This is a genomic window from Streptomyces sp. NPDC000348 (assembly GCF_042898795.1).
In the GTDB taxonomy this organism is placed as follows: Bacteria; Actinomycetota; Actinomycetes; order Streptomycetales; family Streptomycetaceae; genus Streptomyces.
The window spans coordinates 83,185-96,672 of the sequence record NZ_JBIAZD010000017.1 but is presented as its reverse complement, the minus strand read 5'-3'; the positions used below and the strand labels follow the sequence as shown (position 1 = coordinate 96,672).

General features: G+C 70.9%; 10 protein-coding genes. 3 read left to right on the top strand and 7 right to left on the bottom strand.

The features are described from left to right. Positions 1-14 precede the first annotated feature (14 nt). Together ACFY3N_RS28170 and ACFY3N_RS28165 are read right to left on the bottom strand one after the other, a co-directional pair. Entirely contained in the window at positions 15-1,193 is a 1,179-nt protein-coding gene (locus tag ACFY3N_RS28170) for a serine hydrolase domain-containing protein (RefSeq protein WP_390819557.1), read from the bottom strand. Continuing rightward, a complete protein-coding gene (locus tag ACFY3N_RS28165) occupies positions 1,145-2,494 on the bottom strand; it encodes a multidrug effflux MFS transporter (RefSeq protein ID WP_390819556.1) in 1,350 nt (449 codons plus the stop codon). Before ACFY3N_RS28165 ends, ACFY3N_RS28170 begins: the two co-directional genes overlap by 49 nt. Before the next feature lie 140 nt (positions 2,495-2,634). On the opposite strand from ACFY3N_RS28165, the gene ACFY3N_RS28160 reads away from it, so the two are divergent. Then, positions 2,635-3,636 carry a Gfo/Idh/MocA family protein gene (locus ACFY3N_RS28160; protein ID WP_390819555.1) on the top strand — a complete coding sequence of 334 codons (1,002 nt, stop codon included), beginning with the start codon at positions 2,635-2,637 and terminating at the stop codon, positions 3,634-3,636. Positions 3,637-4,105: 469 nt separating this feature from the next. Here the strand turns inward: ACFY3N_RS28160 and ACFY3N_RS28155 are convergent, their stop codons facing one another. After that, positions 4,106-5,113: an aldo/keto reductase gene (locus ACFY3N_RS28155; RefSeq protein WP_390819554.1), complete on the bottom strand. Its 1,008-nt coding sequence runs from the start codon at positions 5,111-5,113 to the stop codon at positions 4,106-4,108. Positions 5,114-5,253: 140 nt separating this feature from the next. Here ACFY3N_RS28155 and ACFY3N_RS28150 point away from each other — a divergent pair, with 140 nt between their 5' ends. Together ACFY3N_RS28150 and ACFY3N_RS28145 are read left to right on the top strand one after the other, a co-directional pair. Continuing rightward, complete coding sequence (locus ACFY3N_RS28150; RefSeq protein WP_390819553.1) at positions 5,254-5,601, top strand: MazG-like family protein; 348 nt, start codon at positions 5,254-5,256, stop codon at positions 5,599-5,601. A gap of 325 nt (positions 5,602-5,926) precedes the next feature. Next, positions 5,927-6,580 (top strand): LysM peptidoglycan-binding domain-containing protein, encoded by a 654-nt coding sequence (locus tag ACFY3N_RS28145; RefSeq protein WP_390819552.1) that lies wholly within the window; start codon positions 5,927-5,929, stop codon positions 6,578-6,580. Between the two features lie 46 nt (positions 6,581-6,626). Here the strand turns inward: ACFY3N_RS28145 and ACFY3N_RS28140 are convergent, their stop codons facing one another. The 4 genes from ACFY3N_RS28140 to ACFY3N_RS28125 form a co-directional block, all read right to left on the bottom strand. Beyond that, positions 6,627-7,685, bottom strand: a complete 1,059-nt coding sequence (locus ACFY3N_RS28140; protein WP_390819551.1) for an alpha/beta hydrolase — start codon at positions 7,683-7,685, stop codon at positions 6,627-6,629. Positions 7,686-7,938: 253 nt separating this feature from the next. Beyond that, positions 7,939-8,076, bottom strand: a complete 138-nt coding sequence (locus tag ACFY3N_RS28135) for a hypothetical protein (RefSeq protein ID WP_390819550.1) — start codon at positions 8,074-8,076, stop codon at positions 7,939-7,941. Between the two features lie 170 nt (positions 8,077-8,246). Then, entirely contained in the window at positions 8,247-8,627 is a 381-nt protein-coding gene (locus ACFY3N_RS28130) for a hypothetical protein (protein ID WP_390819549.1), read from the bottom strand. Between the two features lie 12 nt (positions 8,628-8,639). After that, complete coding sequence (locus tag ACFY3N_RS28125) at positions 8,640-13,235, bottom strand: DUF6531 domain-containing protein (RefSeq protein WP_390819548.1); 4,596 nt, start codon at positions 13,233-13,235, stop codon at positions 8,640-8,642. Positions 13,236-13,488 lie beyond the last annotated feature (253 nt).

Genomic DNA, 13,488 nt, shown 5'->3' with positions numbered 1-13,488 from the left:
AAAGAGGGACCTCTCTAGATCTCCCGCACCGCCCGCGCCACCCGCGTCGCCGCCGCCGCCCTCGGCGTGCTGTCCGGCGGAACCGGCCGCCGGGGGTGGACCGTGTTCGCCAGCAGGATCACGTACGTGTCCGTGGCCCGGTCCAGCACCAGGGACGTGCCCGTGAAACCGGTGTGGCCCGCGGCGCCCCGCCCCGCCAGTTCTCCCATGAACCACGGCTGGTCCAGGGCGAAGCCCAGGCCGGGTGGGGTGAACAGCAGGTCCACGAAGTCGGGACCGAGGATGCGCGCGGGGCCGTACGAACCGCCCGCCAGCAGGGTCCGGCAGAAGACCGCCAGGTCCCGCCCCGTGGAGAACAGCCCGGCGTGGCCCGCCACCCCGCCCAGCGCCCACGCGTTCTCGTCGTGCACCTCGCCCCGCAGCATCCCCCGGTCCGCCTTGGCCCACGGCCGCCGCTGGTCCTCCGTCGCCGCCGCGTGCGGGCACGGACCGAAGCCGGTCGCGGTCATGCCGAGCGGCCGGGTGATGCCGTCACGCACGAGGACGTCGAGCGTGCGGCCGGTGATGCGCTCCAGGACGTGCTGGAGCAGCAGCATGTTGAGATCGGAGTAGCAGTACGTGCCGGGCGCCATGGCGGGCCGTTCCGCGCGCAGCAGCGCCAGCCGCTGCGCGTCGTCGGCACAGTCGTACAGCGGGAGTTCGGGGCGCAGCCCGGAGGTGTGGGTGAGCAGCTGGCGGACGGTGGTTCCGTGGCGGGCCGCCGCCGTGAAGTCCGGGAGGTACGCGCCCACGCGCGCGTCGATGCCCAGCGTGCGCCGTTCGATCTGCTGCACCACCGCCACCGAGGTGAACAGTTTGGTCAGGGACGCCAGGTCGAAGGGGGTGTCCACGGTCATCGGGACGCGTTCGGCCGGCGGCAGTTCGACCGGGGTGTCCGTCTCCTCGTCGTACGCCGCGTAGCGCACGGCCCAGCCCGCCGCCTCCTGCACGGCGAGCACCGGGCCGCGCCCGACGACCACGACGGCGCCCGCCGCCCAGGGCCGCTCGCCGCCGGTGCGGGCGTGGACCTCCCGGACCAGGTGGCGGAGTTCCCCGGCGTCGAGTCCGGCCCGTTCGGGTGTGCCGTCACGCAGGCGCGGCGCGCTCAGACGCCCCCGCCCTTCGCGCCCGTCCGTCCGTCCCACGGACGGCACATCCCCAGGAAGCAGGCGAGCGCCACCAGGGCGGCGGCCAGCTGGACGACGGCCATCGGGACGGCGGTGTCCTCCCCGGCGATCCCGACCAGCGGGGAGGCGATCGCGCCGATGAGGAAGGACGTCGTGCCGAGCAGCGCCGACGCGGAGCCGGCGGCGTGCCTGGTGCGCATCAGGGCGAGCGTCTGCGTGTTCGGCAGGGTGATGCCCATCGCGGACATCAGCACGAACAGCGCGGCGGCCACGGGCACCAGCCCGACCTCGCCGAACGTGCCCAGCGACATCAGCAGCAGCGCGACCGCCGCGACGACCACGACGACGAGCCCCAGGCCGAGCACCTTGTCCAGCCGGACCCGGCCGACCAGCACCTTGCCGTTGATCTGCCCCATGATCACCAGCCCGATCGAGTTGAGCCCGAACAGCAGGCTGAACGTCTGCGGGGAGGCGCCGTAGATCTCCTGGACGACGAACGGGGAGGCGGCGACGTAGGCGAAGAGGGACGCGAAGGCGAAGCCGCCGGTGAGCGTGTAGCCGGTGAACGCGCGGTCGGTGAGCAGCCGGCGCATCGAGCCGAGCGCCTCGCCGACGCCTCCCTCGTGCCGGTCGGCGGGGGCCAGCGTCTCCGGGAGCTTCGCCCAGACGACGGCCGTCAGCAGCACCCCGACGACGGTCAGCACGACGAACACGCCCCGCCAGTCCGTCACCCGCAGGATCTGCCCGCCGATGAGCGGCGCCACGATCGGCGCGACCCCGGAGATCAGCATGAGGGTCGAGAAGAAGCGGGCCATGGCCATGCCGTCGTACAGGTCACGGGCGACCGCCCGCGCGATGACGATGCCGGCCGCGCCCGCGAGGCCCTGCGCCAGCCGGAAGACGACGAGGAGTTCGACGGTCGGCGCGAAGGCGCACAGCACGGTGGCGACGACGTAGACCGCGAGGCCGACGAGCAGCGGCCTGCGGCGGCCCCACCGGTCGCTCATCGGGCCGACCACCAGCTGCCCGAGGGCCATGCCGGCCAGGCAGGCGGTGAGCGTGAGCTGGACGGTGGCGGCGGGCGCGTGCAGGGACCGGGTGACCGCCGGGAGCGCGGGGAGGTACATGTCCATCGCCAGCGGTGGCGTGGCGGTCAGGCCGCCGAGGACGAGTGTGACCAGCAGGCCGGTGCGGCGGGCGGTGGTCGCGCGGAGCGCCGCTCCGGCCGCCGTCAGGTCCGGGACGGCCGTGTCCGGGGCCCTGTCCGCTCCCGGGTTCGCCGTCGCGTTCGCTGCCGGGTTCGATATGGACGCCCCACCCTCGGGCATGTGACCCCTCCCTTTTCCTGCCGTCGGCTCCCTATGCTCTCAGCTCGTACGGAGTGCTCGGCGTCAACGGCGATGTCATGGGAGCGCTTCCACCTACATCCCTTCACGATGTGACGAACGACACGAACAGGGTGGGACACATGACGGAGCAGAAGGTGCGCTGGGGCATCCTGGCGACCGGGGGGATCGCCGCGAGGTTCACCGCGGATCTGGCGGACGTGCCGGACGCGGAGGTCGTGGCGGTGGCGTCGCGGTCGGTGGAGCCGGCGAAGGCGTTCGCCGAGCGGTTCGGGATACCGCGGGCGTACGGCGACTGGGAGTCCCTGGCGCTCGACGAGGAGGTCGACGTCGTCTACGTCGCCACTCCGCACTCGGCGCACCGCGCGGCGGCCGGGCTGATGCTGGAGTCCGGGCGGAACGTGCTGTGCGAGAAGCCGTTCACGCTGAACGCGCGGGAGGCGGAGGAGCTGGTCGCGCTGGCGCGGGGCAACGGGCGCTTCCTGATGGAGGCCATGTGGACGTACTGCCATCCGATGGTGCGGCGGCTGAAGGCCCTGGTCGACGACGGCGCGATCGGCGAGGTGCGCCATGTGCAGGCGGACTTCGGCCTCGGGGGGCCGTTCCCGGCGTCGCACCGGCTGCGGGATCCGGCGCTGGGCGGGGGCGCGCTGCTGGACCTGGGCGTGTATCCGGTGTCGTTCGCGCAGCTGCTGCTCGGGGAGCCGTCGGACGTCACGGCGCGGGCGATGCTCTCGGAGGAGGGCGTCGATCTCCAGACGGGAGCACTGCTCTCGTGGGAGAGCGGCGCTCTCGCTTCGGTGCACTGCTCCATCGTGGGCGGTACGGCGACCTACGCCTCGATCACCGGTGCGCAGGGCCGCATCGACATTCCGTCCGGCTTCTTCTTCCCGGAGCGGTTCGTCCTGCACCGGGACGGCCGTGACGCCGAGGAGTTCACGGCCGACCCGGCCGACGGCCCCCGTGACAGCCTCCGGCACGAGGCCGCCGAGGTGATGCGGGCCCTGCGGGCCGGCGAGACCGAGTCCCCGCTGGTCCCGCTCGACGGCACCCTCGCCGTGATGCGGACGCTCGACACGATCCGGGACCGCGTCGGCGTCCGCTACCCCGGCGAGACCCGCTGAGCGGCGCCCGGTGACTGGTGACCGGGGTCCAGGCGGGCCGCCCGGACCCCGGTTCACCCCGTACACCGACACCCTCCGGGCGAACGGGGAGACCGCCCCAGGACCGGTGGGGGACGTCGCGGACGCGGCCCGTACGGTGCGGCACGCGGCGGAGCCGCCGCTGGAGGCGAACCCGCGGTTCGCGACCGTGGCGGCGACGACGACGCCGTACGCGGTCCGGGGCCGGGGTTCCACGAACAGGCCCCGAACGAAAGGAACTTCGACGTCCGCGCCATTGCGGCCGGCGGCGAACGTGTGCTCAACTCTCCTACACCAAAGCTTCACACTTGGAGCAGTCGACTTCCGCAGGCCATGTCCAGGGGGAGGCGGCAGCCGTTCCACGCCACCGGGTTGGGGGGATCCGCGCAGGACCGCGGGTACGCACCGGTGGGTGGAACGGCTGCCGCGTGAACCGGCCGGCCGCCGTCCCCTAACCGCCGGTCACCGCTCCCTGACGGCCGAGGATCCGATCGACCTCGGCCATCTGCTCACCGTTCAGCGCCCCCTTCCCGAGCGCACCCGCGTTCTCCTCGGCCTGGGCGACCGACCGGAAGCCGGGGATCGGCACGGTGCGCGGGCTGCGGGCCCACAGCCAGGCCAGGGCGCCCTGGGCGAGGGTGCGGCCGTCGCCGGTGAGCACGTCCCGCAGCGCGTCGACGCGCGCGAGCCACTCGGGGTCCGCTCCGGTCCCGGCACCGAACCCGCGCAGCCAGGCGGGCGGCCTGCTGCGGATGTCCCCCTCCTGCAGCGGCCGCCGGCCGGCGTGCTTTCCGGTGAGCAGGCCCATGGCGAGCGGACTGCGGTTGACGGAGGCGAGGTCCGCCTCCTCGCACAGCCGCAGCATCTCGGGCGCGTCCGTGAGCACGTTGAGCGCGTGCTGCACGGCGGCGCAGTGCGGTCCCTTCGCGAACACGGCGGCGCGGGCCGGGTCGTCGGTGCTCCAGGCGTAGGCCCGGATCAGGCCCTGCGCCACCAGTTCCTCGCAGGCGTCCCGCAGCCGGGCGGCGCGGTCGGGGTCGGCGTCGGCGAGGTGGAGCTGGTACAGGTCGATGCGGTCGGTGCCGAGCCGGCGCAGCGAGGCGGTCAGGGCGCGGCGGAGGTGCTCCGGGGAGTCGTCGCCGCCGGTGAGGGTGCGGGAGTCCGGGTCGAAGAGGTTGCCCCACTTGGTGGCGACGACGACCTCGTCCCGGCGCCGCCCGAGGGCCCGCCCGAGGACGTACTCGCTGTGTCCGGTCCCGTAGACGTCGGCCGTGTCGAAGAAGGTGACGCCCAGGTCGAGCGCGCGCCGGATCGCCCGCGTCGACTCCTCGTCGTCGACCTCGCCCCACCCCAGGGGCTGCCCGCCCGGGTCCCGCCACTCACCGCCGATCGCCCAGCAGCCGAACCCGACGGCGCTGACCTCGATACCGCTGCGTCCCAGTGTCCGTGTGGTCTCCATGCCCCGGAACGCTAGGAGTTGGAGCGCGCGCGAAGGCAAGCCGCCGGCTCGGCGCCGGTGCCTGTGCCTGTGCCTGTGCCTGTACCTGTGCCTGTACCTGTGCCAGTGCCTGTCAGTGCCGTGTGCCAGGCTCGGCGCCCATGAGCGACCACCTGTCCCCGCCCCCTCCCCCGCCCGCCGACCTCTGGGACTCCATCGACGACCTGTGCGGCTGGCTGGACGCCAACCGTCCGGCCGACGGCCGGGAGGGCCTCCTGCTGCGGATCATCAAACTGTCCGAGGAGGTCGGCGAGGTCGCCGAGGCGGTGATCGGCGCGACCGGCCAGAACCCGCGCAAGGGCACCACGCACACCTGGGACGACGTCCGGTCGGAACTGTGCGACGTCGCCGTCACGGCGCTGGTGGTCCTGCGCACCCTCACCCCCGACGCCCGCGAGGTCTTCGCCGGCCACCTGGCCCGGGTGACGCGACGCTCGCTCGGCGGCTGAAACGGGCGGCACCGTCACACGCGGGATGCACTTTCCCGCGTCCGGAGGAGACGCCCCTTGCCCACCTCCGCCGCCCCCCGGGGCAGCCGTTTCGAACGCGTCGACGACCACCGCCACCGGCCGGCACACGCGGGCGGGGCCTGGCCGGCACGGCCCTGCACGGCCCTGCACGGCCCTGCACGTCGTGGACGGCCCGGCGGGTCGGGCCCGGTGGATCCTGACGGTGCGGCCCATCGCCTGATCGGCCCAGTGGTCGCGCCGCGCCACCCGCCGCGACCTAGCGTGAGGCCTTGTCACCGTATGCGTTCACCTCGGGAGGCGACACATGCCGCACATACGCAGCCGCGGTCTGGCCCTGACCCTCATCAGCGGCCTGGCGGCCGGCTCGATGCTGGTGGCCACGAGTCAGGCAGCGGCCACGGAGGATCCGGCCCGGCCGCACCGGTCGGCCGGGCACGCGAAGGACCGGACGACGCGCCACGAGACCCACACCGTGGCACGTGGGAACACCCTGTGGGAGATCGCCGACACCCATTACGGCGACGGGACGGCCTGGTGGGCCCTCTTCGGGGCCAACGCCGAGACGATCGAGAAGACCGCCCGGGACCACGGGCACGACGGCAGCGGCATCGGCCACCGGATCTTCCCCGGGACCGAGTTGGCCGTCCCGGACCCCGCCCTGGTGAAGGCGGGCGCGCAGGCCGTCCGGGACGTCCTGGACCACGTCCTGACGCATCATCCGCAACTGCTCGGCAGCGCGCTCTGCCCCGGAGCGCAGGCACCCGAGGACATCGGCGAGTGTTTCCTGGGGCTGCTGGACCAGGCGCCCCAACTGCTGGACCGGATCGACTTCCTGGAGGAAGTCTCCGGTGGCGAACTCATCGAACTGGCCGAGCCGTTCCTCACCTGCGTGACGGAGGGGGAGGACCCCGCGGCCTGTCTGGCGGAGGCGCTTGCGGACCTGCCCGCCCTGGGGTGACGGACTTCGCCGGGTTGCCTCCGTCTCGGCAACCCGGCGAAGCCGGTCAGCCGGTGGTACCGGCATCGTCGTGCAGGGCGTGCAGGAGCATGGGCAGGGACCTGCGGAACTCCCTTACCCAGTACGGCGGATCGTGCGTGCCGGAGTAGAAGTGCGTCGTCACCGGGGTCCCGACGGACTCCAGGCGTGCGGCCAGGGCACGGGACTCGCGCTCCATGAGCGTCTCGGTGGGCGAGATCACGTCGTCGGGGAACGGGTCGGACGGGTCCTCCAGCCCGGGAACCTCCGGGTCGGGCTGCGTGCCCGGCGGATCGAGCACGCCCGCCCTGCCGTCGCCGCTGGAGAGGTGAACGGGGGTGTCGCGCAGCCGGTCGGCCAGGTGGTACGGGTCGTGGGCCTCCCAGTTCACGCGTTGGGCGACCGGGTCTCCCCACAGCGCCTTCCAGTCCAGGCCCAGGAAGGTCATCGCGGCCCGGACCGCGTGCGGGTGCTGCAGGGGGTGCACGTAGCCGCTGTAGCTCGCCACCGCCCGGAACAGCCCGGGGTGGCGGCCGGCGTAGGAGAGCCCGCCGAATCCGCCCTGCGACTCACCCGCGGCCACGCGGCGGGTGCCGGCACCGTAGTGGCGCTCCAGCAGGGGGCGCACCTCCCGGAGGTGGAAGGTCTCCACGGCGGGCGGGCCGCCCCGGCCGTCGTTGTACCAGTCGCTGTAGAAGCCGAACAGCGGCATCTCGGGCATCACCACGAGCACGTCCCGCAGGCCGGGAAGCTCCTGGAGGCGGGCGTCGTAGTCCTCCGTCCACGCCTTGTGGTTGCCGTCACCGCCGACCAGGAGGTAGAGCACCGGCCAGCTCCGGCCCGGCCGCCGGTCCTCCCAGCCGTCCGGGGTCAGCAGCCGGACCTTCGCGGTGCGCCCCAGGGCGGGCGAGTCGACCGTGAGGTCGACCAGGCGCTCCCCGACGTCCTCCTCGGCGACGACCCGGGCACCGTGGTGCGGTGCCGGGACATCTCCGCCGGCGTACGCCGCGGAACCCTCCGCCGGCAGGAGGAAACCCGCGATCACCAGGGGAAGCAGCAGTCGCAGCCGCGCAGAGCGCCAGGACATCCGACCTCCGTCAGGTAGAGAGCGTCACCATTTTCACCCATCCGAACCTTATGCGCACAGAGAGTGATCCTTTAGGGCGTGTGCCGTCGGTTGTGGCCCTCCAGGAGGCCCGGGGCCGCACTCCTCCTCTCCAGCCCTCCTCCGGAGTCCTCGGCCACGCGACGGCTCGGCACCGGGGAACCGGCGCCCCCTGGGGGAACTCACCCTTCCTCCAGCGGGGACGCCCGCCCCGCTCCGCCCGGAGGTCGGCCGGCTACGGCCCCGTCGAGCCCACCGGCTGCCGACGGAGGACGGTTCCGGTCACCTCGCCCATGCGGAGGGACCGGTACTCCCGCACGGCGGGCAGCAGGCAGCACGTGGAGCGGGTCTTCGGGCGCGTGCGGGCGGCCATGAGCCCCCTTCAGAACGTGAGCCTTGCCCATCGTGCGGTCGGCGCGGGCCCCGCTCCCGGAGCGGAGGCACCGGGCGTCGGGGCGAAGGCCCGTACGCACGGGACGTTCCGCCGCCCCGGAACGCGATGGACAACGCCGGTCCGCACGACCGGTCTTGTCGGCCCGGGAATCAGAACGTCTCCGTCACAGCCCGCTCGACGCTCTCAGGGGTCGCCCCCTCAGCGACCGGCACCGCGAAACTGTAGGTGTCGTCGCAGAAGACCAGCTCCTCGGTCGGCGGAACCAGGCCCCGGTACCAGATTGCGAACCGGACAGCGAGGTCCAGAGGCCCTTCCAGATAGACGCACGTCCCATCGATGTGGGACCGCCCTTCGAGTCGGCTCCCGGCCTCGCTGTACAGCCAGATCACGTCCCGCACTTCGCGTCCGGGACCGTCGCCGCTGCTCACGGACACCTCCGACTCAGGCCAGTCCGACCGGAGCGCCCGCGTCAGAACGTCCCGGTCGACGGCCTGGCCACCCTTTCCCTCGAAAACAGCGAGGTAGGTCATGAATCTCCTCATTTATGGGGCTACTACAACACGACCCGGCACGCCGTGTTGTTGCATCAGTCCTTGAAAGAAGGGTACAGCGTCCGAGTGGTTGGTAATGACACGCAGTCCGGTCACCGGAGTATTCGGATCATTGATCACCGCTCCGTACCTTCGGAATTCGTCATCCAAGTCGGCGACGATTTTATCCCGAATGAATGGCGGCATTCCGGAGGTGGGTATGAAAGGGCTGGCCTTCGGCTTGCCGACATGTTTGGCGTCGAGCAGTTCGGCGGTATTGGAATCTATACCGTCTGCCCACACCACCTCCCCGCCTCCCGTCGCCCTGTACTCGGTGGGACCGCAGTGCCTGATCTGGTACGCGCGTGCGGCAGGGTTGTTGTATCCACCAGCCGCCTGTACGTCCCTTGAGTGCTTCCAGGCCGTGATGCAGGGGGCGAGCCCATGAGGATCGGCCCAGCGGAGCGGGTTGTGTACGTAGGTCGAGGGGTTCGGCGCCGGGAGGAGACCCAGCGGGTCGGGCGTGATGTAGCGGGCTACTTCCGGATCGTAGTGCCGGAAGTAGTTGTAATGCAGGGACGTCTCCGGGTCGTAATACTGGCCAGGAAATCTCAACGGCGTATAGGCGGTGGCTGTTTTATTCCAGACCGTCGTGCCCCAAAGCGTCGTGCGCACACGCCAGGAGATGCTTCCCTGCTCGTCCACGAGTTCGCGTGGCGAACCGACAAAATCAGTGACGATGGCGAAAAATCGACGATCGATTTCCTGCTGAGGTGTGTCCACCGACGTCATGCGCTCGGTCTGTGCGGCCGGTCTCGAACCGTCGTGGTCCCATGTCAGGGTGATGGCATGCGTACCGTCCAGGACCGCGGAGGTCTGTTCACACAGGGTGGTTCCGTCCCAGGTGAAGTCGACGCGCTCAACGACACCCTGACCGTCCGGCCCGAGCCGCTTCTTCGCGATCCGCCGCCCCAGGGGGTCGTACTCGTAGAGCCACCGCGTCCCGTCGGGAGTCGTCACCGCCGTCAGCCGGTCTTCGACGTCCCACTCATAACGCCACGTGTCGGGTTTGCGGCTCAAGCGAGTCTTCCGGCGGAGTACGACACGGCCGAGTGTGTCGTACTCGTAGCGGACGCTGCCCGCACGGGTGAGTCGCGTGCCCGTGTAGGCGCGGGCACCGACAGCTTCCTGCCCCGGGAACGTCGACGGCCAGGAAGCCGAGAGCTGGTTGCCTGTGTCGTCATAGGCGTAGCGTTCGGTCCAGGACTCGGCCCGGACCGTCGTCACCCTGCACGCGTCGTCCAGCTCGAAACGTCGTCCGCCGTCCAGTTGGTCGTCGAGACCGATCAGATTTCCGTCTGCTCTGTAGGTGTACGCGCGCCGCTGGACCCGATGTCCGTCCGCTCCGATCACCGACTGGACGGTGAGGCGGCCGAGTTCGTCGAAGACCTGTTCCGCGACCACCGATCCGGCGATCCGGCGTGCGACCTCACGACCTGCGCGATCGCGCTGGAAGAGAATGCCTCGGTCTGCGGCAATCAGCTCCGAGGGAAGTCCTGCGGCGTCGTACGCCCAACGGGTGACGTGCCCGATCGGTGTGGTCCGCCGCATACGACGCCCACTGTCGTCGTAGGCGTGGGTCGTGCTCCGCCCGTTCACCGTCTCGTCGATGAGGCGGCCCGCGGCGTCCCAGCTGCGTGTCAGGCAGGCATGGGGGCCGATGGCCTCGACGAGTTGTCCCACGGGGTCGTACACGAACGACGTGACCTGGCCGTGTGCGTCCTTGCGGATGACGCGCCCCGACTCGTCGTACTCATAACGTATGCGCTGACCGAGATCGTTGACGCTCTCGACGAGTCGGCCGCCCTCGTCGAGCACATACGAGAGGGTCCGGCCGTCGAAGTCCGTCTCGCCTACCAGCCGACCGGCTAGGTCGTAGGTATAGGTCCAGGTCAGCCCTTGCGGACCGGTGACTCCGGCGAGTCTCAGATCGGCGTCGTGTGTGAACTCGTACCGTGCGCCGCTCGCGTCGACGCGCGCGGCAAGCAGGTCGAAGTGCGTGTATTCGTAACGGGTGGTCAGCCCGGTCGGACCGGTGTGGGCGATGCAGTTGCCCTCGCCGTCGTACTCCCAGGTCTCGACGGCGCCGTCTGCCGCCGTCCGGCACGACAACTCCCCCTCTGCGGTCCACTCGAAACGCGTGACGGCGCCCAACGGATCGGTGTACGCCACAGGTCGGCCAAAGGCGTCCCGCTCGTAACCAACTGTGCCGCCGGCCGGGTCCGTGACCGCGATCGGCAGGCCGACGGCATCGCACCGCACCGTGGTGACTCGGCCGCTCTCGTCCCTGACAGCCGTGAGCCGGCCCGTGTCGTCGTAGGAGAATCGGGTGACGCCGCCCGCGGGGTCAACGGCCGCCGTCCGGTTTCCCCGGATGTCGTACTCGTACCGGAGGGAAGCACCGTTGGCCAGTGTGATCAGGGTGGGCCGGCCCGTCTCGCCGTAGACGTACCGAACGACTGCCCCGTCCACGCGGGTGACGACGAGCGGCTGCCCCATCTCGTTGTTCTCGAACGAAGTCGTACCGCCGCGGGCGTCCGTCCATTTCAGGACGTGGTGGTGTTCGTCGTACTCGGTGCGGGTCGTCGCACCGAGAGGGTCGGTCTCGGCGACGATCTGGCAGTGGCGGTTGACCACGAAGCGGCTGGTGGCTCCCCGAGTCGTGGTGTACGTCGTGATCCTGTGGCCGGGCCACTCGGCATCGGTGACGTCGTAGGCGAATGTGCCGCTGAGGTGCCCTGCCTGGCCTTCCTGCCTCACGCAGCGGTCCTGCGTGTCGTACCGATATGCGTAGGAGGAGCCGTTGCTGTCCGTCCAGGAGGTGACGCGGAGCCGTTCGTCGTAGGTGAACCGCGTCGATGAGCCGGAGCTGCGGGTGACAGCAGTCAGGTTTCCATCGGTATAGGAGAAATGCCTGATCGTGGTGGGGCGGGTGTCGCTGACGAGGCGGAGGGCGATGACACGGTTCTCGTCGGTGGCGAGTTCGAGGTGATAGCCGGCTGAGTGACGCACGGCCAACGGGACGCCGCACTCGTCGTGGTCGAAGGTGATCGTGTTCCCGTTCCGGTCCGTGACGCGGGTGATGAGTGCGACGCCGTCCGCACTGGGAGGAGCGAAGTGGCGGGAGTGTCCCGTGGTGGGGTCGTCGATCCGGTAGCCGCCGTCGGTCAGCCGCGTAAGCGGTCGGCGGGGACCACTCACCGGCATCACGGGGTGCCGGTGGCCGCCGGGGAGCGGCGGGTAGGCCAGAAGCAGACCTTCCTCGGTGACGAAGACGACGCCGTGTTCATCAACCTCCAATCGCTGGTCGATGGTGGAGGACCAGGTGGGACCGAACCACCATCCCGCGCGGTACTGCGACGAACAACGCCGGGTGAAGGACAGCGGGAGAACTCCGGGAAGCTCGACGTCGGTCTGGTCGAGATACATGGCTCCCGTGGCGACGTCGACGGGGTCACCGCAGCCCCGGACAACAGTCCTGACGCGGTTGTAGGCACCTCTTGCTCCGTCGGCCATGCTGCGGGCGCTCTTGCCCAGGCCCCGCACCGCCAGGGCCATGCCCTTGAGACCGCCCCCGCCCATGGCCCTGAGGCCCTTGGCGAGTCCGCCGAGGGTGGTGAGGCCCTTCATGCCGGGGATGCAGTCCAGCGCGGCCAGTCCCACGTCCCACAGGGACGCCTGGCCTTTGCTGTATTTGTAGAGGGTGTCGGCGAGGACGACGAGGGCGGCGATGAGGACGATCGCGCCGAGGATCGGCCCGCCGATGATCAGGGCGACGATGCCGACGACCGCGACGACGATCTTGCAGGCGGCGACGATGGTGTCCCAGTTGTCGGTGACCCAGTCGCCGATCTCCTCCCACCAGGAGCGGTTCCGGATGCTGGCGTCGGAGGCCTCGTCGATCTTCGACTTGGCGTCGCGGGCGGCCTCCTCACGCATGGCGCGCGCGTCGGCGGCCATCTTCTTCGCCGCCGCGAGCGCGCCCTGCGCCGCGGACACGTCCGACTGCGCCCTGTCCTGGGCCGACCTGGCGCTCCGCACGTCCCGGGTCGCGGCCCGCACCTTCGCCTCGTCCGGCTGGTCCGCGTCCGACTTCGAACCCGTGGGATCGTCCTTGTACTTGTCCGCCTCCTTCGTCGCCCGGCCCACCCAGGACTCCGCCGAGGTCAGCTTCGACTGCGCGGAGGACAGGTCCGCGCGGGCCTCGCGCGCCTTGGCCAGCGCCCTGTCCGCCAGGGCCTGCGCCCGCTCCAGCTTCGGCCAGTAGTCGGCGAGCGCGTCCCCGCACAGCGCGTACGACTTCTCCAGCTTCCGCAGGTTCTTCGGAACGCCGGAGAACTCCTCCTTGAACACCTCGGCCGACTTGCCCGCCCACTCCGCCAGCGCCCCCTCACCGGCCATCCCCTTCACCAGGCGCAGCGCCTCGGAGACGTCGTCGGCGAAGCCGTGCAGGACCCTGGCCAGGGTGCGCACCCGCTGCGGATCACCGGGAGTCGGGTCCTTGTCCAGGTCAAGGACATGCCAATCACTCGGCCGATGACCCACCATCCCGCGACCCCCGTCACCCGCACCTCGTCAACACCCCTATGCACAAGCGAACCTACACAGCACGGAAGTACGACGGGAAGCCCGTGCCGGACGTGGCGGAGCCCGGGAGTCGTATCCAGCTCCCGGGCCCCTGGGGATGCCACCCACTTGCGCACGCCGGCGGCGTTTAAGAGGACGGATCAGTCATCATGCCGTCGTGTTCTTCCTTTGAACTACCGCGCCAGGCAAGAGGCGCAGGCGAGAGTCGAACTCG